The 21,433-nt window shown below is 64.6% G+C and carries 13 protein-coding genes; 3 read left to right on the forward strand and 10 right to left on the reverse strand.

Annotated elements, in window-relative coordinates:
- The first annotated feature begins 277 nt into the window (after positions 1–277).
- Positions 278–5,428 carry a SpvB/TcaC N-terminal domain-containing protein gene (locus F6X62_RS06355; RefSeq protein ID WP_153772996.1) on the forward strand — a complete coding sequence of 1,717 codons (5,151 nt, stop codon included), beginning with the start codon at positions 278–280 and terminating at the stop codon, positions 5,426–5,428.
- Positions 5,429–5,532: 104 nt separating this feature from the next.
- Here the strand turns inward: F6X62_RS06355 and glgX are convergent, their stop codons facing one another.
- The 8 genes from glgX to F6X62_RS25180 all read right to left on the reverse strand — a co-directional run bounded on the left by glgX (position 5,533) and on the right by F6X62_RS25180 (position 17,629).
- A complete protein-coding gene (gene glgX / locus F6X62_RS06360) occupies positions 5,533–7,686 on the reverse strand; it encodes a glycogen debranching protein GlgX (RefSeq protein ID WP_153772997.1) in 2,154 nt (717 codons plus the stop codon).
- 260 nt (positions 7,687–7,946) lie between these two features.
- Complete coding sequence (locus F6X62_RS06365) at positions 7,947–8,210, reverse strand: DUF2934 domain-containing protein (protein WP_151924021.1); 264 nt, start codon at positions 8,208–8,210, stop codon at positions 7,947–7,949.
- Positions 8,211–8,227: 17 nt separating this feature from the next.
- Positions 8,228–11,002 carry a malto-oligosyltrehalose synthase gene (locus F6X62_RS06370; protein ID WP_153772998.1) on the reverse strand — a complete coding sequence of 925 codons (2,775 nt, stop codon included), beginning with the start codon at positions 11,000–11,002 and terminating at the stop codon, positions 8,228–8,230.
- Positions 10,999–13,068, reverse strand: a complete 2,070-nt coding sequence (gene malQ, locus F6X62_RS06375) for a 4-alpha-glucanotransferase (RefSeq protein ID WP_153772999.1) — start codon at positions 13,066–13,068, stop codon at positions 10,999–11,001. Before malQ ends, F6X62_RS06370 begins: the two co-directional genes overlap by 4 nt.
- A complete protein-coding gene (gene treZ / locus F6X62_RS06380; RefSeq protein ID WP_153773000.1) occupies positions 13,065–14,807 on the reverse strand; it encodes a malto-oligosyltrehalose trehalohydrolase in 1,743 nt (580 codons plus the stop codon). The genes malQ and treZ overlap by 4 nt, the downstream gene beginning before the upstream one ends.
- A gap of 15 nt (positions 14,808–14,822) precedes the next feature.
- Positions 14,823–16,382, reverse strand: coding sequence for a glycogen synthase GlgA (gene glgA / locus F6X62_RS06385; protein ID WP_153773001.1), 1,560 nt, complete (start codon positions 16,380–16,382; stop codon positions 14,823–14,825).
- Positions 16,383–16,826: 444 nt separating this feature from the next.
- Positions 16,827–17,285: an SgcJ/EcaC family oxidoreductase gene (locus F6X62_RS06390; protein ID WP_153773002.1), complete on the reverse strand. Its 459-nt coding sequence runs from the start codon at positions 17,283–17,285 to the stop codon at positions 16,827–16,829.
- Between the two features lie 176 nt (positions 17,286–17,461).
- Positions 17,462–17,629: a DUF6026 family protein gene (locus tag F6X62_RS25180; protein ID WP_226938273.1), complete on the reverse strand. Its 168-nt coding sequence runs from the start codon at positions 17,627–17,629 to the stop codon at positions 17,462–17,464.
- A 160-nt stretch (positions 17,630–17,789) separates the two neighbouring features.
- Between F6X62_RS25180 and gnd the strand changes: the two genes are divergently transcribed.
- Positions 17,790–18,818, forward strand: a complete 1,029-nt coding sequence (gnd, locus tag F6X62_RS06395; RefSeq protein ID WP_256673967.1) for a phosphogluconate dehydrogenase (NAD(+)-dependent, decarboxylating) — start codon at positions 17,790–17,792, stop codon at positions 18,816–18,818.
- Positions 18,815–20,320 carry a glucose-6-phosphate dehydrogenase gene (zwf, locus tag F6X62_RS06400; RefSeq protein ID WP_153773004.1) on the forward strand — a complete coding sequence of 502 codons (1,506 nt, stop codon included), beginning with the start codon at positions 18,815–18,817 and terminating at the stop codon, positions 20,318–20,320. Before gnd ends, zwf begins: the two co-directional genes overlap by 4 nt.
- A 292-nt stretch (positions 20,321–20,612) precedes the next feature.
- On the opposite strand, the gene F6X62_RS06405 is transcribed toward zwf, so the two are convergent.
- Positions 20,613–20,990 carry a glycine zipper domain-containing protein gene (locus tag F6X62_RS06405; RefSeq protein ID WP_054892351.1) on the reverse strand — a complete coding sequence of 126 codons (378 nt, stop codon included), beginning with the start codon at positions 20,988–20,990 and terminating at the stop codon, positions 20,613–20,615.
- A 75-nt stretch (positions 20,991–21,065) separates the two neighbouring features.
- Positions 21,066–21,245 (reverse strand): hypothetical protein, encoded by a 180-nt coding sequence (locus tag F6X62_RS06410; RefSeq protein WP_054892350.1) that lies wholly within the window; start codon positions 21,243–21,245, stop codon positions 21,066–21,068.
- Between the last annotated feature and the right edge of the window lie 188 nt (positions 21,246–21,433).

Raw genomic sequence — 21,433 nt, forward strand, 5'->3', positions numbered from 1 at the left:
TTCGGAGCCGTACGTTTGCCCTAGGCTCTGTATGAAAAGTCTTGAGACGAAGGTCAGGCAAGGCGAAAACAGCCGAGGAACGGTCAGAGTCGCGCTCGGCTTTACGGGTTGTAAATGAGCATTGCGACCGGGCTGGCGCACCAGGCTGTGTTCAACGCAGCATCACCGAGTATCAAGGCTTTTCGTACAGAGCCTAGGGGCTGTCTGAAATGTGCCTGCGTGGATCAATGCTGCGCGTCATGCATAGGTAGGTTGGAACGGGTCACAGGAGGGGTTCATGCCCGACTCATTGGATGGGTATTCACACGAAAAGCAGACTGCTGCTTCGGATCAGGCCCCCGCTCCCGCGACGGGAGAGGGAGACGCCTCCTTCTACACCCCCCCAGCCCTCCCCAAGGGCGGCGGCACGGTCTCGGTCGGTGGCGGCATGCTTTCGGCGGGTGGCCCGGATGGTTCGGCTGGTTGGCAAATGCCCCTGCCATCGCCGGCTGGTCGTGCGCTGTCGGCGGAACTGGCATTGCACTATTCCTCCGGCGGCGGCAACAGCGCCTTTGGCGCCGGCTGGGATTGCGATTTGCCGGCGATCTTCTGCATGACCCGCTTCGGTTTCCCTAAATACGACGGCAACGACCGAATGGTCGGTCCGTCCGGGGAGGAAGTCCTCAAGGCGGGTGCACCCCATGACCGCACAGGCTTGCCGTTCGCCGAGACCTCTGACGGTGAGCGCTACAGCGTTACCCCTTGGTGCCTGCGCAGCGGTGCGCCCTCGCAGCGTCTGGAGCACTGGGTGGTCAAAGGCGCCGTGGCTGACCCTGGTTTCTGGCTGCACTGGCAGCCCGATGGCAGTCTTTCGTTGTTTGGCTGGTCGGCCTCTGCACGTCTGCACGATCCGGCAGCCCCTGAACGCGTGGCGGGCTGGTATCTGGAAGAGCGGGTTTCGGCTCGTGGCGAGCATCTGGTGTACCGTTATCGCGCCGAAGACGAAAAGGGCTGCAGCGACCAGGAGCTCAAGGCCCACCCGCACGTCGTCAACCTCTATGCCGATGCTGTCTACGCCATGAACGCCACGCCTTCGCAGGCGCTGCTGATTCCACAAGACGGCTTCGACGAGACGGACTTTCTCACCTTCACCCAATTCGACTATGGCGAGCGCGGCGCCGATCCCGAGCGCGTGCCTGGGCTTGCGCCGGAGCAGGACTGGCCGGTGCGCGACGACTGCCATTCGTTCTGGCGCTATGGGTTCAACGTGCGCATACGCCGGCTGTGCCGCGATGTGCTGCTCTGGCACCGCACCGCACGCATGAACGGCGAGGCCGACGACACGCCAGAGCTGGTGGCGCGACTACACCTGCAGTACGACAGTAGCCCGGTCAGCAGCATTCTGGTGTCGGCGCAACAACTGTCGAGCGTATCCGACTGTCGCTTGCCGCCGATGGAGTTCGAGCTGACCCGACCGGGCAGGGCTACGCCCGGTTGGGAAGCGCTGCCAGCGCTCGACGGATTCTGGGCCCCTGCATGGCAGATGGCCGACTTGCTGGGCGAAGGCGTGCCAGGCCTGTTGTACCGAGATCAGGACGCCTGGCATTACCGGCCGCCGATGCGGGCGGGCAAGACCCGAGGCGCGGAGCAGGATGCGATCACCTGGGGAGCGCCGTGGCCCTTGCCCAAGCGTCCGGCCGATAGCACTGGCAGCCTGACCGACCTGGATGGCGATGGTCGCCCCGAGTGGTTGATCACCGAGGAGGGAATGCGTGGCAGTTTCACGCTGGCGCCCGACGGTATCTGGGGGGCGTGGAAACCCCTGTTGAGCTTGCCCAGCGAGTATGGTCATCCGGCTGCGCAGATGACTGATCTCACCGGCGACGGCCGCTCCGATGTGGTCATGCTGCACGCCCTCGGTCCACGGAGCGTGCGACTATACCCCAGCGCAGGCGCCGACGGCTGGCTGGCTGCGGTTACTGCACAATACGCAGGGCGCGAAGCGCTACCCTTACTGGATAAGGCCGACCGTCAACTGGTCGCCTTCGCCGATCCTGCCGGCAGTGGCCAGTCGCACCTGCTGCGCATCACTGGCGACGGCGTGACGCTCTGGCCGTCCCTGGGCTATGGCCGGTTCGACGAGGCCATCAGTATCCCTGGTTTCAAGGTGGACAATTTCAACGCCTCGCGGGTGTACCTCGCCGACACCGACGGTACAGGCACCACCGATATCCTTTACCTGGAACCCGCCCGTATCCGTGTGTTCATCAGCCAGTGCGGCAACCGTTTCGTCGAGGGGCCTGCGATCGAGATGCCGCCGGGGGTGACGCTGGACAGTGAAACCCAGCTGCAGGTGGCCGACATCCGTGGTCAAGGTACTGCCGACTTGCTGGTGACGGCGCCGGATCATGGCCCTGAAAAAAAACGCCGCAGTTGGCTGTACCGCTTCAACGACCACCGGCCGTGGTTGCTGTCGACCATCGTCGACAACATCGGCAACCGCACCGAGTTGCAGTACCGCAGCTCGGCCCAGGCCTGGCTCGATGAAAAGGCCGAACAGCTGGCCCGCGGCCAGACCCCGGTCAGCTACTTGCCGTTCCCGGTCCATACCGTGAGCCGGGTCACGACGTTCAATGAAATCACCGGCGTGTGCATGGGCCGCGAGACCACCTATCTCGGCGGCGTGTGGGATGGCCGCGAGCGTGAATTTGCCGGGTTCAGGCGCCTGATCCAGACCGACACCCATGAAGTGGCCCGGTCGATGGCGGCACATCTGTCGCCGCCCTCGCGTACCTGCACCTGGTTCTACACCGGGGTGGAGGCGCTCGATGCGGCGGCTGACGGTGCTTTTGTCGACATGGATGCCCGATTCCCTCAGGCTCCACCACGTTTCACCCAGTGGCGCGACGACGCAGAGGAGGCGCTCGAGGTGACGGGGGCGCTGCGCGCCTGGCTGTACCGCGCGGCCCGTGGCCAGGTCATGCGCATCGAGGTGTATGGAGAAGATGGCCATCCGCGTGCAGGAAACCCCTACAGGCTCGAGCGCTCGCGCCTGCAGATCCGGGCCATGGCCAGTGCCGATCCACAACGACCGAGTGCGCTGGTGACGCCGATCCAGCATCTGGCATTCAGTTGCGAGCGGGTACCGGAGGACCCGGTGGTCGCCCAGACGCTTGTTCTCGCGCAGGACCTGTATGGCAACGTGCTGCAAAGTGCAGCTGTCAACTATCCGCGTCAGTTGAGCGAGGCGGACCTGGTCAAGGAGGAGGGGGAACGGCAGATCTATCCCGACAGCTTGCCGGCGGGCTTGATCGAGGCAAGTTGCGATGAGCAGCAGTACGACTGTTGGATCAACCTGACCCGCGCTCGCGTGCACAACCTGGCCCGTGGCGATGACTTTGTCATCGGTCTGGCCGATGGCACGCGTCGGGATGTGATCAAGTTGACGGCCAGCGACGTGCCCAAAGACGGTTTCAGCGTGGAGAACCTGGCAGTGGAGGAGCTGCTGGTGGCCGATCCGCAGAGGACGACGCTGGTCGGCTACGAGAAGGCGGTCTGGCGACAAGCCGATGGTACAGGCGCCGCGAAGGTCCCTTCGCGTCAGGCACTGCTGGCCTATACCCGCACGGCGATGCTCGACAAGGCTTCACTGGACGTCCTGCGTCCGACCTTCGAGCAGACCTTGGGCAATCTGGTGGAGCAGGCGCTGGCCAACCCGAATGCCGACCCGGCAGTGTTGCGTCGGGTGCGCGAGCGCTTGCCGGAAGCGACGGCGGTTGCGACCTCGTACCCGCTGCTGATGGCTTATCTGCAGTGCTCGCCCCACGACGCGCAGGCGCTCGGGCTTCTGCGCGCGGCGCTCAAGACAGTGATTTCGGTGGACGCCTTGCGCGAGCGGCTGTACCAGGCCGACGCTGCGGCGTTGCCGGAGGGCTTGCAGGCGGCGTTGCGCAAGCAGAGCCGTGTGGCCGATGCGGCTCTGCCAGCGGTGGTGGCATGGTTCGCCGGCCAGGCGCAAGGCAGCGCGGATCTGCAGCAGCTGCATGCCGCAGTGGCGGACGGACTGGCCGTGACTGGTGCTGACAGCGTGTTCTGGCGAGTCGTGCTGGCCAACCTTGCCACGCGCGGCGCTGATTCATCCCGGCCTGTCCAGCTGCAGGCATGGTTGGAAGACGTCCAGCACTTGCTGGACACCCGGGTGCAGGCCGAATCCCTGCCCGAGCTGCTCAAGCGTGGCGGCTATGTCGCCATGAGCCGAGCGGAGGACGCCGAAGAGCTGGCCGAGCCGCACGATCCCTCCGGCGCAGGCGCGCCATCGATCCCGTGGGCGCCGCCAGTCGAAGAGGCGTACTGCGGCCATCACGGCATTTCAGGGTATCGCGGCGCCGAGCATTTCTGGACGCCCGACACCGTCCAGGAAAGTACGGTGATTGGGCCCCGTCAACTGCAGTACACCGCCCATGACATTGCCGTGTGCCGGGTGACCGATGCTGCCGGTCTGACCTCCACTGTCGAGGTATATGACTGGCGCTTCATGCAGCCGGCGCAGATCAAGGACGCCAATGACAACACCCACACCAGCAGCCTCGATGCATTGGGACGGGTGATGCATACGCGCTTCTATGGCACCGAAACCCCGGCGGGCAGCGATGAAGCCGTGATGAGCGGCTTCTCCCCCGATGCTGCCTTCACGCCCCCTCGCACGGTCGAGCAAGCCGTGGCCCTCAACGAGAGCAAGGGAGTGCCGGTGGCCATGGCATTCACCAACGTGGTCGACAGCTGGATGCCATTGGCGCTGCAGGCCGATGGTCGTATCGCGGGCGCCCGCCGTTGCGGTGCATTGGCCTGGCAGCGGGATGTGCAGCGTTTGCGTCGGGATGGCATCGAGGTGTCTGGCGACCTGTTCATGGCCGGACGTACGCCACCCCATGTAATCCAGATCCAGCCCGACCGTTATGACAACGACCCCGAGCAACAGGTGCGCGTGCAGGTGTCGCTGACAGGCGGCTCGCAGTTGTTGCAGGCCGCCATCCTCAATCCGGGCGGCGAGGCGTTCGTGCGCACTGAGCAGGGAGGGCTTGCCCAGGATCAGGACGGGCACGCCGTGTTGGCCCACGCCGAGGTGCGCTGGGCGGTCACCGGCAAGACCGAGTTCGATAACAAGGGGCAGGCGGTTCGAAAGTGGTTGCCGTTCTACCTCGACGACTGGCGCTGGGTTAGCGACGACAGTGCGCGTGAAGGGATCTATGCCGACACGCATTTCTACGATGCGTTGGGCCGCGAATGCAGGATCGTGCGCGCCAATGGCGAGGATGTCGAAGGCGAGTGGGCGAACTACGAGCAGCGCGTGCAGGTATATCCCTGGTTCACGGTATCGGAGGACGAAAACGATACCTGGCAGGAGGTCATCGAGCGGGCGCGGCTCAAGGCGCGCAGTACCTTGCATTGAGGCGCTGGCCTCGGGCCTTCGATGTGACTCGAGAACGTGCCGATGGGCTGCCGGGCAGTCCATCGGCAATTGCCACGCGGGCGAGGGCGGGTGTCGCCGGCTGATCATTCCTCGTCGCGTTGCAGCACCATCAAAAGCATCGAGCGGCCCTGCACCTCGAACAGGCTGTCGAACGCCAGGTGCTGCGCCTTGCGCAACTGCGGCCGATCGGTATCGATCAGGCAACTCCAATGCTCGCCCTCCGGTACGCTCGGCAGCTTGAACGGCACCACGTCGTGATGCGCATTGACGATCAGCAACACTGTTGCTTCCGCTCCTGGCCGGGCGATGCCGCTGACCTGCGCACGGCCGTCGATGAGCATGCCCAGGCAACGGCCGTGGGGGTCTTCCCACTGCTCGACGCTCATTTCGTTGCCGTCAGGGGCGAGCCAGGTGACGTCCTTGACCCCGATCGCCTCGTTGTAGTCGCCGACCAGGAAGCTCGAGCGGCGCAGCACCGGGTATTGCAACCTGAGCTGGGTAAGGCGTTTGACGAACTTCAGCAGCGCCTGGCCTTCGTCGTCCAGGTCCCAGTTGACCCAGCCGATCTCGCTGTCCTGGCAGTAGGCGTTGTTGTTGCCATGCTGGGTGCGGCTGAACTCGTCACCGGCGACGATCATCGGCGTACCCTGCGACAGCAGCAGGGTGGCGAAGAAATTGCGCATCTGGCGCAGGCGCAGGGCCTTGATCTCGGGGTCGTCGGTCGGGCCTTCGACGCCGCAGTTCCAGGATAGGTTGTTGCTGGTACCGTCCTGGTTGTTCTCGTCGTTGTCCTCGTTGTGCTTCTCGTTGTACGAGACCAGGTCGCGCAGGGTGAAGCCGTCATGGGCGGTGATGAAGTTGACCGAGGCGTAGGGGCGTCGGCCGCGATTGTTGAACATGTCGCCTGAGCCTGTCAGGCGGGCAGCGAAATCGGCGAGTTGGCCTTCGTCACCTTTCCAGAATGCCCGTGCCGTATCGCGGAACCGGTCGTTCCATTCCGCCCAGCCGGGGGCGAAGTTGCCCACCTGGTAGCCGCCGGGGCCGCAGTCCCAGGGCTCGGCGATCAGCTTGACGCTGCGCAGCAGCGGGTCCTGGCGGCAGGCGACGAGAAAGCTGTGACGCTCGCTGTAACCGTCGTGGTAGCGGCCCAGGATGGTCGCCAGGTCGAAGCGGAAGCCGTCCACATGCATCTCGCCCGCCCAATAGCGCAGTGAGTCGGTGACCAGTTGCAGCACACACGGGTGGCTCAGGTCGAGGGTGTTGCCGGTGCCCGAATCGTTGATGTAGAAGCGCTTGTCGTCGGGCATCAGGCGGTAGTAAGAGGCGTTGTCGATGCCGCGCATCGACAGGGTCGGGCCACGCTCGTTGCCCTCGGCGGTGTGGTTGTAGACCACATCGAGGATCACTTCCAGACCCTTCTCGTGGACGTGCGCGACCATCTCCTTGAACTCGGCGATCTTGCCACTGGCCAGGTATTTGGGATGGGGGGCGAAGAAGGCCAGGGTGTTGTAGCCCCAATAGTTGTTCAGGCCCTTGTCCAGCAGGTGCTGATCGTTGACGAAAGCGTGGATGGGCAGCAGCTCGATGCTGGAAACGCCCAGATCCTTGATGTGCCCCAGCAGCTCGTCGTTGGCAAGCCCAGCGAAGGTGCCGCGCAGATGCTCGGGGACAGCCGGGTGGCGCATGCTGATGCCACGGGCGTGGGCTTCGTAGATGACGGTCTGCTCCCAGGGAATCTGCACCCGCTGGTCGCGACCCCAGGTAAAGGCCGGGTCGACCACCTTGCACTTGGGCACGAAGGGGGCGCTGTCGCGTTCATCGAACGACAGGTCGTCATCGGGGTGGCCCAGGGTGTAGCCGAACAGCGCCTCGGACCATTTCAGCTCGCCCACCAGTTGCTTGGCGTAGGGGTCGATCAGCAGCTTGTTGGCATTGAAACGGTGACCGTTCTGCGGCTCGTAGGGGCCGTGCACGCGATAGCCATAGACCAGCCCCGGATGCGCATCGGGCAGGTAACCGTGATAGATCTCGTCGGTGTATTCGGGCAGCTCGATGCGCTCGAGCTCGTTTTCGCCGGTCGCGTCGAAGATGCACAGTTCGACCTTGGTAGCGTTGGCGGAGAACAGCGCGAAATTCACGCCCAGCCCGTCCCAGGTTGCACCGAGCGGGAAGGGCAGGCCCTCGCGAATCCGGGTTGGCGCGACGGAACGGGTTTTCTTCGGGGTGCGTGGGGTCATGACAGTCCTCGTCTGGCCAGGTGAATTGAATTGAATTCGGCTGTGGGAGCGGCGGTTCGCCGCTGCGACTTGCCCGCGAAAAAAGACACCGCGCTGCCTGGCACGGGCTACGCCCGTGTTCGCGGGCAAGCCCGCTCCCACAGGGACAGGCTTGCCTTTGGATTTTTTACAGGACAGCTGTTCTCAAAGGGAGGGGCTGGCCTTTGGCTTTTGAACAAGGCAGCTGCTCCACAGGTCTTGGGTTGAACCGCAGGCGGGTATCAGCCGGCGGCGGGCTTGCGCGGCGCCCGTGGTTTCTTCTCGGTCACAGGCTTGCCCGCCGGCAGCGCGGCAGCCTTGGGTTCGGCAGGTGCCTTGGGCTTGGCTGCGGCCTTCTTGCGTGGTGCAGCCTTGGGCGCCAGGGCTTCGGCTTCGGCCAGCTTGCGAGCCATCTCCCAGTGGCGCTCTTCCTCGCCTACCGGTTTACCCTCCGACTCCCAGATCTGGTAGGCGAATTCGCGGATACGTTTTTCATCGACACTCATTTCGACGCTCCTGAAGTTCATGCATGTTCAATCAACAGGTTGAGCGGAAAATCCGACAGCACATCGCTCAGCATCAGCTCCCTAGAAGGGCTGACAGCGGTGTGTGCGAAAAGTCCCTTGCAAGTGGCAGGCGACAAGGCAAACGGCAAAACAAGCCGGGTATCGTCCCAGTTCTGTGCCGGGATAAGGGGTATCGGGGCTGCGCCCAGCAAGGTGCTGGCCAGCCGTGGCGCGATGACGATGGCACGCTCGCCCTCACCGAGGCGGGCAAAGGCCAGCACCTTGTCAGCGTGTCGACCCTGGGCGTTGAGCGGCAGGTAGGCACCGCGCAGGAACAGCTCGGGATGCGCTCGGCGCAGGTCCAGCACGCGGGCGATCAAGGCCTGCTTGATGCGCCCGTCGCGCCAGTGTTCGAGCAGTTCGGCCTCGGGCAGGCTGTTGTCCAGGCTGGCACGTCTTGCCGGGTAGTCCACTGGGCGGCGGTTGTCCGGGTCGACCAGGCTCAAGTCCCAGTATTCGTTGCCCTGGTACAGGTCGGGCACACCGGGTGTGGTCATGCGCAGCAGGCACTGGACCAGGCCGTTGAGGGCGCCCGGGCAGGCAATGCGGGCCACGGCGTCGGCGAGCGAGTGACGCAGTTGCTGGTTTTCGCTGTCGAGCAGGAGGCCATCGAGGTAGCGGGCGCAGGCCTGTTCGTAGCGCTCGTTGGGGGCGGCCCAGCTGCTGCGCAGCTTGGCTTCGCGCAGGGCTTTCTGCTGCCACTGGCGCACACGTTCGGCAAAGTGCTCCAGGCCCTGCGGGTCATCACGGCCTAGCGCCAGGGGCCAACTGGCGAGCAGGGTCTGGAACAGCAGCAACTCGTCGCCGGGGCTCGGTGCCAGGCCGTCTTCGAGGGTTTCACGCAGCGGCTCGGCCAGTTCGCGCCAGTGCTCGACGCGGCTGGCGAGCCACTGGCTGTGTTCACTGAGCACCGCCAGGCGCGCGCGACAGTCTTCGCCGCGCTTGTGGTCGTGGGTGGCAGTGGCCAGCAGGTTATCCGGGAAGTCGCGCAGGCGGCGCTGCGCTTCGTTGTGGAACTGCGCAGGTGTGGCGCTGAAACGCTCGGCCTCGAAGCCCACGTCGTTGCGCGAGAGCAGGCGTGCGCTGCGGTAGAACGCCGTGTCCTCGACCGCCTTGGCGGCGCTGGGTGCGGTCAGTTGCTGGAAGCGTACGCACGCGTGGCGCAGGTGCTTGCGCGCGCGCCCGACAGGCAACTGGCGCCAGGGCTGTCCGCCGAGCCAGCGCTCGAGGTGGTCGAGCAACGGCCAGTCGGCTTCGCTGAGCGACTGCCGGGCGCCTTCCAGGGCGCGCTGGAAGAACGCCTCATCCTGCTCAGGGCGGCCACAGGCATTGATGTAGGTGCGGTACACCGAATAGTGCTCGACCAGCGCCTGCAGGGCACGGCGGATTGCGCCGAGGGTGAGGTCGCGGGTCATCAGGTCGTCGCGGGCCACCTGCAACAGCGCCTGGGCCACCGACTCGCAGTCACCGGCCAAGCTGGCATTGAGCACCAGGCGTCTTGCGACGCGCACTTCCTCGTCGAACGCGGGGCGCTCGCTGACGTTGTGCCAGAGCTCGGTCAACGGCGCTTCGCCGGCCGGATCGTGTTGCAGCAGCGAGACCTGGTTCATGAACTCGTAGCCGGTGGTGCCGTCGGTGAGCCAATCCTGGTGCAGGTGCTCGTCGGTACCGAGGATCTTTTCCACGTAGATCGGGAAATGTTCGAGTGCCGCTTCTGGCGGACGCAGGGCCAGCAAGTGATCGACACGGCGGCGCAGGTTGCGGCAGTAGCGCCGAGGGTCGGCCAGGCCGTCGATATGGTCGATGCGCAGGCCATCGACCAGGCCGCGAGCGATCAGCTCGAACAGCTTGGCGTGGGTCGCTTCGAACACCGTGGCCCGTTCCACGCGCAGGCCGCCCAGCTCGTTGATATCGAAAAAGCGCCGCCAGTTGATGTCGTCGGCGGCGGTGCGCCAACTGGCCAGGCGGTAGGTCTGGCGTTCGAGCAGCAGATGCAGGCGCTTGAAACCAGGCTCGCTGCGGCTGTCGAAGGCGGCCAGGGCCTGCTCCAGGTGGGCGCCGGTGCGTACCAGGCGGGCCAGTTCCGCCTGTAATGGCAGGGCCTCGGAAAGTGGGTCGGTGCAGTCGCTCAGGGCGCTGAAACGTGTGGCCAGCGCCTGCAACGAAGGATCATCGCTGTAGTTGAGAATCCGTCCGTAATCCAGCGGACAGATCGGGAAACGGTGCTCGTAGTGCTCGATCTGCAGCAACCCGTGCTCAGCGTCGAAGGTCAGCGGAATCTCGCCATTCTGCAGGGCAATACCATAGTCATTGCCCAGGAACGGCAGCAGCAACTGACCGGCCAGCAGCGGGTCGCTGGAGTGCCACTGGATATCGAAGAATTCGGCGTAGGGGCTGCGCCGTCCCCAGGCCAGCAGGCTCTGCCACCAGGGGTTGTCGGCACCGCCCACGGCCATGTGGTTGGACACGGTGTCGAGGATCAGCCCCATGCCGTGCTGGCGCAGCGCGGCCACCAGCCGCTGCAGCGCCGCTTCGCCGCCCAGCTCGGGATTGACCTGAGTCGGATCGACCACGTCGTAGCCGTGCCGAGAGCCGGCGCGGGCCTTGAGTATGGGCGACGCGTACAGGTGGCTGATGCCCAATTGGGCGAAGTAGGGCACTAGTGGCACGGCATCGTCGAGGGTGAAGTCGCTGTGAAATTGCAGGCGCTGGGTGGCGGTCAAGGGTTTCATCGGTCGCGCTCCCAGGCTTGTTCGCGCGCCTGCGCCAGCAGTTCCAGGCGGCGTGCGGCATCTTCGTCGTCGAGCAGTTCGGCAACCGGCAGGGCGAAGCGTCGGCGCCAGTTGGGGTGGCCGTCGGTGGTGCCGGGCAGGTTGGGTTGTTCGTCGCTGCCGAGCAGGTCTTCGAGCGGGACCAGCACGAGCGGTGCGCGGGTGTGGCCGACATAACGGATGGCGGTGTCGATCAAGGCGTCGTTATCCTTCAAAGGGCCATAGTTCGCTTCCAGGCTGCGGCGCAGGCCGTGAATCTCCTGCTCGCGCTCATGCCGCCAATGCAGTTCGGTGGCGGCGTCGATCAGTTGCAGGCGGTGGTTCCAGTCGATGTCCCGTGCTCGCAGCCACCCGGCCAGCGGGGCGAGGTCGTGGGTGCCGGTGGTGGCCAGGGCGGTATCGGGCCAGTCGAGGATCGGCTTGAAGTGGCCGGGCGAGGTCTGCTCGAACGGCAGCACGCGCATGCCCAGCACGCCCTTGTCCGCCAGTTGCTCACGCAGCCCGGACGGTACGGTGCCGAGGTCTTCGCCGAGGATCACGGCCTGATGGCGTGCCGACTCGAGTGCCAGCAGGCGCAGCAGGTCTTCGACGGGGTAGTTCAGGTACGCACCTTCGCTCGGCTTGGCACCGCGCGGGATCAGCCACAGGCGTCGCAGCCCCATAACATGATCGATGCGCAGGCCGCCGGCGTGGGCGAGGTTGGCCCGCAACATTTCGATGAAGGCTCGGTAGCCGTTGCGCTTGAGGCCCTCGGGCGAGAAGGCGCAGATGCCCCAGTCCTGGCCGGAGCGGTTGAGGATGTCGGGCGGCGCGCCGACCTTGAGTTCGGCCAGCAGTTCGTCCTGGCGGCTCCAGGCCTGGCTGCCGGCACCGTCGGCACCCACCGCCAGGTCAGCGATCAAGCCGATGCCCATGCCGTTGCTGCGCGCGGCATCCTGGGCGCGTTGCAGGCTGCGCTCGGTGAGCCATTGGCAGAAGGCATGAAACTCCACACGCGCCGGATAGGCCGCCGCCATGGCCTGCACTTCCGGCTCTTCGGGGCTGCGCCAGGCGTCTGGCCAGGCGCGCCAGTCGGCCCCCAGGCCTTGCTCCACGGCTTCGGCCTGCAGCACTTCGAAATGGCAATGGTGCTCCAGTGCTTGGCCAGCGGACTGGCGAAAACTGTCGAAGTCCGGGCGCAGGGGATGTTCGCGCTGGCTGAAATCTGCATATAGCGCCTTGAGCAGCTTGTGCCGCACATCGGCCGCGCGTGGCCAGTCGACCAGCGACGTCTGCTCCAGGTCTTCGAGGCTCTGAGTCAGGCCCGCAGCCTCGGCCGCCATGCGCACCTCGCGCTCGCCGAGCAGTACCGAGGGGCTGGCGTAGAGCGTGTTGAGCAACAGGCGGCTGGACGGTGAGTAGGGGCTGAAGTGCTGTTGGTCGTACATCGACAACGCATGGATCGGGCTGATCGCCAGCGCATCGGCGCCTCGCTCTGCCGCACTGCGCGCCAGTTGCTCCAGGGCCAGGCAGTCGCCATAGCCACCGTCGCCGGGGCGGCGCAGGCTGTAGAGTTGCACGGCCAGGCCCCAGCGACGTGGCGGGGATTGCTCGCTTATGTCCTGCAGGCTGTGGCAACGCGGCGGCGCGACAGCGATGGTGAGCTTTCGGTCATCGATTTCCAGGCGGTGGTAGCCGGTAGGCAGTTCGCCGGGCAGTTGTGCCAGTGGGTCGAGGGTCAGCGCGTGCACGCTGCCGTCTTCCCGGGTGCAACGTACCTGGCTGTTCGGGCTGAACCAGCGTGCCAGGGCCAGCGGCTGGCCGAGGTCGGCAGTGAGCAGTGGCGGCAGGTGCTCGCTGTCGTCGAGCTGCTCCAGGGCGGCCAGGCTGCGCGCGATGGCAGCGTCATCCTCGGCCGGATGGCCAAGCTCTTGCAGGACCCGGCGCAGAGCCTCGTCAGATACCTGCTGGGGACGATCGTTGGCGTCTATCCAGTCGCGGGCAAGGCCCGCGCGGGCGGCGAGACGGTGCAGGGGCATTTCGCTCATGGCGTCTCCAGGCGAGAGGGAAGCAGGCTGACCACGCAGCTGTACGCGGCCAGGGTGGAGTCCGTATGGGCGTTGTCACTGCTGTCGAACAGGCGTGTATCCATGCCTGGCAAAGTAATGGGCTGCGCAGATGCGCCAAGGTTCAAATCGATGCGCAACTCGCAGCCGTCGCCCAGTCGCCAGCGGGCGCTGAGGGCTTTGTCGCCGAGCACTTCGACGCCCAGTGCGCGGCTGCCCACCAGGCGCGGGACGATCTCGCGATGGCGGATGTGCAGCAGTTGGTGATAGAGGCCGTGCCAGCCAGCGAGGACTTGTGTGTTGATCGGGCGTGAGGCTTCGAAGGTTTGCAGGGCGTTGGGGTCAGGTATGTGCGCGCGCTTCTCGGGGTCGGCGAAGGCTGCAAAGTGAGCGAACTCGCCGCGCCGACCTTCGCGCACGGCATCGGCCAGCTCATCGTGGAAATCGGTGAAGAACAGGAACGGCTGGCAACTGCCTTCTTCGTCCCCCATGAACAGTAGCGGGATCATTGGCGCCAACAGCAGCAGGCCGGTGGCGGCCCGCAGCGCCGTGGGAGGGCACAGGCGACTGAGGCGCTCGCCCAAGGCGCGGTTGCCGATCTGGTCGTGGTTCTGCAAGAACAGTACGAAGGCACTCGGTGGCAAGTGAGCGCTGGGCTCGCCACGGGGTGTGCCATGGCGGTTGGGCTCGCCCTGAAACACGAAGCCTTCGCTCAGGCACCGGGCCAGTTGCTCGATCGGGCGGTCCTTGTAGTCGGCGTAGTAGCCTTCGGTCTCGCCCGTCAGCAGCACGTGCAGGGCGTTGTGGCCGTCATCGTTCCACTGCGCGTCGAAGCCTTGCTCGAGCAGCGCCGCTTGGTTGTGTTCGTTCTCCAGCACCAGCCACACTTCGCGGCCCGGCTCGACAGCGGCGCGTACGCGGCGGGCCAGTTCGATGAGGAAGTCCGGTTGGTCGATGGCGTGCACGGCATCCAGGCGCAGCCCATCGAAGCGGTAGTCGCACAGCCACATCAGGGCGTTCTGGATGAAGAACTCGCGCACTTCTGCGCGGCGAAAGTCGATGGCGGCGCCCCAAGGCGTCTGGCGGTCTTCGCGGAAGAACCCGCTGGCGTACTTCGGCAAGTAATTGCCGTCAGGGCCAAAGTGGTTGTAGACCACATCAAGCATCACCATCAGCCCATGGCCATGGGCCTGATCGATGAGTGCGCACAATTGCTCCGGGCTGCCGTAAGCATTATGTGGGGCGAAGGGCTGGGCGCCGTCGTAGCCCCAGTTACGCTCGCCGGGGAACTGGTTGATCGGCATCAGCTCGATGGCGGTGATGCCCAGTTCTGCCAGGCGTGGCAGGTGCTGGGAAACGCCTGCATAGCCGCCGAGCAGGCCCACGTGCAGTTCCTGGATCACCGCCTCGTGCCATGGGCGGCCTCGCCAGAGGTGCTTCCAGCCGTAACGCTGGGGATCGACGACTTCACTGGGGCCGTGCACGCCGTCAGGCTGGTAGCGCGACGCCGGGTCGGCCACCTGCAGGTGGCCGTCGATCCTGAAATGGTAGCGATCACCCGCCTGGCAGGGGGCGATGCCGATAAACCAGCCATCCTCCTCGGGCAGCAGCTCGACAGACGGCTGCCGCTCGATTTCCACGCTCACGTTGCGCGCATCCGGCGCCCAGAGGGCGAAGCGCGTCGACGTGGCGTCCAGTTGCTGTGCGCCATGCCTGTGCATCTTCGTAGCCCTCGTTCAGTAGTGGCGGCTATGTGCCTGGCAGACCAGTTCCTCATAAAGGCGAGCGTAGGGTTCCACCGCCTGGCACCAGTTGAACGGTTGAGTCATCGACAGGCACCGCATCGCGTTGAGCAGATCTTTCTTGCCGTGTACGTAGAAGGCGCGGTTCAGGGCTTCGCGGTAGCTCTCGGGGCTCGATTCGTTGAACAGGAAACCCGTGACGCCATCTTCGATGGTGTCGGCCAGACCGCCGGTGTTGCGCGCCACCGGCAGTGAGCCGAAACGCTGTGCGTACATCTGGCTCAAGCCGCACGGCTCGTAGCGCGAGGGCATCAGCAGAAAATCGCTGCCGGCGAACATGCGCCGCGCATCGGTTTCATTGAAGCCGATGCGCACGCCGATGCGGCCCGGATGGCGCAGGGCCAGATCGCGCATGGCCTGTTCTTCCTCCGGCTCGCCACGGCCGATGATCGCGATTTGCCCGCCCTGGCGGACGATATCGTCGGCCACGCTCAGCGTCAGGTCCAGGCCTTTCTGATAGACCAGGCGCGAAACCACGGCGAACAGGGGCCCTTCGGACGGCTCCAGGCCGAACAGCTCGCGGACCTGCTCGGCATTGCGTGCCTTGCCTTCCCAGTCGTTGATGCTGAAGTTGTGCACCAGGTGCGAGTCGGTGGCCGAATCCCAGCTCTCGTCGATGCCATTGGGGATGCCGCCCAGCAGGCCTTGCTGGGCCTTGCTTGCAAGAAAACCGTCGAGGCCGCAGCCGAACTCGGGCGTGGTGATCTCCCGGGCGTAGGTGGCACTGACCGTGGTGATGTGGCTCGAGTAGGCAAGCCCGGCCTTGAGGAATGACAGCTTGCCGTAGAATTCCATGCCTTCCTGCTGCATGGCATGGTCGGGAATGGCCAGCTCCGGGCTGCAGCCTCGGCTGTAGACACCCTGGTACGCGAGGTTGTGGATGGTGAACAAGGTCGGTGTGTTCAGGCCGCGCCAGTGCATGTAGGCAGGTGCCAGACCGGCTGGCCAGTCATGGGCGTGCACCAGATCGGGGCGCCAGTGCGCCATTGCGTCGCCTGCGGCGATCTCTGCGGCGGCCAGGCCCAGGCGGGCGAAACGGATATGGTTGTCGGGCCAGTCACGGCCATTGTTGGCACCGTATGGGGTGCCTTCGCGCTCGTACAACTCGGGGCAGATCAGCACGTAGATGACCAGGCCATCCGGCAGGTCCATGCGCCCGATCTTGCATGGCGGAAGCGCAGCATGGCCCCCGAGTTCGCCGACGATGTGAATGGGGTTGTCGCTGTCGACCACCTGCGGATAACCCGGAATCAAGACCCGCACATCGTGCAGGTGTGACAGCGCCCTGGGCAGGGCTGCGGAGACATCGCCCAGGCCGCCTGTCTTGACCAGGTCGGCGATTTCGGAGGTGACGAACAGCACCTTGCGCTTGTGCGGATTGTTGCGGCGCGTGGTAGCGGGTGCCTTGCCTGTCGTGGCGAAGCCAGGTGCAACAGGCTCGCGATTTTCCAGGTTGAATGATTCTGCGTGAGGCTCGACAGCGGCACTGATCATACTTCTCTCCGTCCCTTGTTCATGCGGGTGCTGGCACCCGTTGCGTTTATCTCGTGTCTGTTCTCGCTTTGACTTTCAGCATCTTCGTAGTGCATTCCTTGCCCCATGGTCGTGCGCGCAGGCACAGCGCGAGCGGCATTCCGGCCGAACAGGCGCCTGGACAGTGTGGGGTGGGCGGGCTGACGCGTGAGGAAGTCCCTTTGCGCGGCCTACTTACTTCCTGACCTACCCGTGTTTTGGAAAGTTCGACTTGATTGCGTCACTGGTTTCGGAGCAAAACACGGGCCGAATCCTCAGTGTAGGGGACGAAAGGTAGGTGGGGTGACCCATTGGTCACTATTTGCGCGACCGTTGATCTGCGCAAACGTTGGCGCGCTGGAGCCGCGGCAACGCAGTGTTGCTGCGGCGGATCAGGCACCCGCTGAACGAGGAGGGCGGGCCGTATCAGGTGGTTGGCAGCAGCGAAGAATGATGGTGGTTGATCAGCCACTGCTGGCCGTCCCAGCGGTAGGTAAAGGTGTAGCGCGCAGCGACCTGTTGCCCGGTCTTGGCGAAGTTGAAGGTATATAACCCGGTCAGTGTGGCTTTGTTGCAGGTCTGGCTCAGGTGATGGGTATCGAGCTTGCCGGAGGGCTGGTCGGCGAGGAAATGCTTGAAGTAGTCGAGGCGCTCGGCGGTAGTCAGGCGTGGGATTTTCGATACGGTCGGCAGCAGGACTGCATCGTTTTCGTACAAGTTGGCCACCTGCTCTGGATCGCCGCTGCGCAGGCTGTCGTTCCAGCGCTCGAATAGCGCCACGGCTTGTTTCTCGTCGAGTGGTTGGCACGGCTGGGGCGCAGCGTGGGCGTGCAGGCTGAGGCTCCCCAGCAACGCGAGCGGGAGCCAGTGGATCATTTTATTCATGGGCGTCTTCTACGCGGAGCAGGCACCGGAATGGGCCTGCGGCGTCGCTCAATCTAGGTAGTCTTGGATCGAGCCCATATAGGCACACGCGTCTACCTTTGAAGGTGTTTTCGCTATGCAGCAGACGGGTACGTCAGGGCGCCGCGCACGCAGGGGCTGCGCGGCGCGGCGAAAGGTCAGAGGCCGGCAGCCTTGCTGCCCAGGCGCGCCTGTTCGAGCAACAGGTTCAGCTCTGCCACCTGCTGGCGCAGTTGATCGCGCTCGTCCTTCAATTGGCGCAATTCGTCGCGGCGCACAGTGACATAGAGGGTCTGGGGGGGAGTGGCAGGCATGTAGGTACCCAAGAGAACACCTCGCAGTTTGGCTGGTGACAGTAACAAGCGTAGACGCTTCGTGCGGCGCGCATTCTGAATTCTTTCCCTGTCCTTGGGAACTTTTTTGTTTATGGTGGTCACGCCGTTCGTCGGTGAACCCTCGTGCGGTACGCTGGACTAACCTGAACACCTGAATCGCGTTCGTCATCCATTTTCGCAAGGGGAGCATCGGCACATGCAACTGGGAATCGTCGGGCTGGGCCGCATGGGCGGCAATATCGCAAGACGGCTGATGCGCGCAGGCCACCAGACCGTGGTACACGATCGCAACCGTGATGCCGTCAGCGCTCTGAGCAGCGAGGGCGCCCTGGGCGCCCATGACCTCGGCGCGCTGGTACAGAAACTCAAGGCGCCACGGGCGGTGTGGGTCATGCTGCCGGCGGGCGAGCCTACCGAGCAGACCATCACCCAGCTCGCCGAGCTGCTCGAGCCAGGCGATGCGATCATCGATGGCGGCAACACCTTCTACAAGGATGACATGCGCCGCGCCGCCCATCTGTCAACGCGTGGCCTGCATTATCTGGACGTAGGCACATCCGGTGGTGTCTGGGGCCTGGAGCGGGGCTATTGCATGATGATCGGCGGCGAAAAGGACGTGTTCGAACGGCTGGAGCCGCTGTTCAAGGCGCTGGCGCCGGGCGTGGGTGACATTGCGCGCACCCAGGGCCGCACGGGTGAGCATGGGCGTGCCGAGCATGGCTACATTCACGCCGGCCCGCCCGGTGCCGGGCACTATGTGAAGATGGTGCACAACGGTATCGAGTACGGCTTGATGCAGGCTTATGCCGAAGGTTTCGACCTGCTGCGCAGCAAGGGCGGCACCGAGTTGCCCGAGGACCAGCGTTTCGATCTGAACGTGGCGGAGATCGCCGAAGTCTGGCGGCGCGGCAGTGTGGTCACTTCGTGGCTGCTCGACCTCACCGCCGATGCGCTGGTCGCCGATCCGCAGCTGGCCCAGTTCAGCGGTTCGGTGTCCGACAGCGGTGAAGGGCGCTGGACCATCGATGCGGCAGTCGAGCAGGCGGTACCGGTGCCGGTGTTGTCCAGCGCGTTGTTTGCCCGTTTCCGTTCACGCCAGCAGCAAGGCACCTTCGGCGACAAGGTGCTGTCTGCCATGCGCCTGGGCTTCGGTGGCCATGTCGAGAAGAAGGGTTCATGAGCAAACAGACGATTCCTGCTGCGCCGCCTTGCACGTTGTTACTGTTCGGCGCCAATGGCGACCTGGTCAAGCGTCTGCTGATGCCGGCGCTGTACAACCTCAGCCGTGACGGTTTGCTGGACCGCAACCTGCGGATTGTCGGGGTCGATCATAACCAGGCCAGCGCCGAGCAGTTCGCCGAGCGCCTGCACGACTTCATGATCGAGCGCGACAAGGGCGGCGAGGGCGCAGGCAAGTGTCTGGACGAAGGGCTGTGGTCGCGCCTGGCCAAGCGCCTGGACTACCAGACCGGCGACTTCCTGGACCCTGCGACCTATGCCGAGATCGGCAAGCGCATCGCCAAGACCCGTCACGGCAATGCCATCTTCTACCTGGCCACTTCGCCGCGTTTCTTTCCTGAGGTGGCCCAGCGCCTGGGCGAGGCCGGCCTGCTCGACGAGTCTGCGGGCGGCTTTCGCCGGGTGGTGGTGGAAAAGCCATTCGGTACCGATCTTGCCAGCGCCGAGGCGCTCAACGCTTGCCTGCTCAAGGTGATGAGCGAGCGGCAGATCTATCGCATCGACCATTACCTGGGCAAGGAAACGGTGCAGAACATTCTGGTCAGCCGCTTCTCCAATGGCCTGTTCGAATCGTTCTGGAACAACCACTACATCGATCACGTGCAGATCACCGCCGCCGAGACCGTCGGGGTCGAGACGCGTGGCGCGTTCTACGACAATACCGGTGCCTTGCGTGACATGGTGCCCAACCACCTGTTCCAATTGCTGGCGATGGTCGCCATGGAGCCACCGGCGGCCTTCGGCGCTGACGCTGTGAGGGGCGAGAAAGCCAAGGTGATCGGTGCCATCCGCCCATGGTCGCAGAAAATGGCGCTGAAGAACTCGGTGCGGGGGCAGTACGTGGCGGGCAAGCAGGGCCGCAAGCGGCTGGCCGGTTATCGCCAGGAGCAAAATGTCGACACGCACAGCAGCACCGAAACCTACGTCGCGCTGAAGGTAATGATCGACAACTGGCGCTGGGCGGGCGTGCCGTTCTATCTGCGCACCGGCAAGCGCATGAGCGTGCGCGACACCGAAATCGCCATCTGCTTCAAGCCTGCACCTTACGCGCAGTTTCGCGAGTCGGAGCTGGAGCGGCCCAAGCCCAACTACCTGAAGATTCAGATTCAGCCCAATGAAGGCATGTGGTTCGATCTACAGGCCAAACGCCCCGGGCCTGAACTGGTGATGGAGAACGTCGAGCTGGGTTTTGCCTACAAGGACTTCTTCAAGATGACCCCGGCGACCGGTTACGAAACCTTGATCTACGACTGCCTGACCGGAGACCAGACGTTGTTCCAGCGGGCCGACAATATCGAGAATGGTTGGCGTGCGGTACAGCCTTTCCTCGACGCCTGGGCCAGTGGTGGCGAAGTGCACGAGTACGAGGCGGGGGAGGATGGGCCCGAGGCCGGCAATGAATTGCTGAGCCGGGACAAGCGCGAGTGGCACCGCCTGGGCTGAAAGACGGCTGAGTAGAGGCCAGCCCAATCCCTGTGGGAGCGGGCTGGCCTTTAGATTTTGAGCAAGACAGTTGCTCCTAAAAAAGCAGCGCGGGTCCCTGTGGGAGCGGGTTTACCCGCGAAAAAGACACCGCGCTGCCTGGCACGGGCTATGCCCGTGTTCGCGGGACAAGTCGGGGCGCCGAACCGCCGCTCCCACAGGATACTTTGCAGCCAGTAGATAGGGCTGGCCTTTAGATTTTGAACAAGACAGTTGCTCCTGCAGGGCAGTTGCTCCTGCAGGAGTGCGTCAATCAGTGGCGACGGTGCTTCTTGTTCTTGTCGCCCAGGTGGTTGCCGATCGCACCACCGGCCGCGCCGCCAAGGCCTGCGCCGATGGTCGAGCCATTGCTGCCGCCAAGTTTGGCACCCACCAGCGAGCCGCCGGCTGAACCCAGGCCACCGCCGATGGCCGCTTCGGTGCGGTTGCCCTTGCGTGCGCCAACGGCGCTGCCGGCTGCGCCACCCAGGCCTGCGCCGATGGCGGCGCCCGTGCTGCCGCCGATCTGCTTGCCGACGACGTTGCCCAAGGCGCCACCCAGGCCGCCACCAATGGCTGCGGTGCCGTCACCGGCGAACGCTCCCTGGCACAGCAGCAGGCCCAGGGCGAGGGAAGGCAGAGTCAGACGCATGATTTCATGAACCTCGAAGGAATCATCAGGATTGGATGCCGCAGGCGTGCGGCGGACAGGGATTGGAGAGACGCTTCAGCGGTAATAACGGTCACGGTAGCGGCGATCGTCGTCATCGCGATCATCGCGGTGATGATGACGGTGACGATCGCGGTCGCCGTCACGCCAGCCATCGTCATCATGGTGACGATGGCTGTGGCAACCGGCGAGCAGCACGACAGCGGCGATCAGCGAAAAACTGGCAAGGCGTGGCATGGCGATGGAAATCCTTGATCCGCAACGGTTTACGGGACAACTGCTGAGACCGGTGAGGATTCATTTGGTTTCAAAGTGGCACAAAATATTACCGCGCCAGGGATAGGCGGCGTGTCTGCGGGCTGCTGTTCTGTCCCGTTGGGTCATGGTCGCGGGCCTGCACGGCTCCTAGACTGTCAGGCAGGCCG

The sequence above is a fragment of the Pseudomonas sp. MNR3A genome (genome assembly GCF_009650575.1).
Taxonomy (GTDB): Bacteria; Pseudomonadota; Gammaproteobacteria; order Pseudomonadales; family Pseudomonadaceae; genus Aquipseudomonas; species Aquipseudomonas machongensis.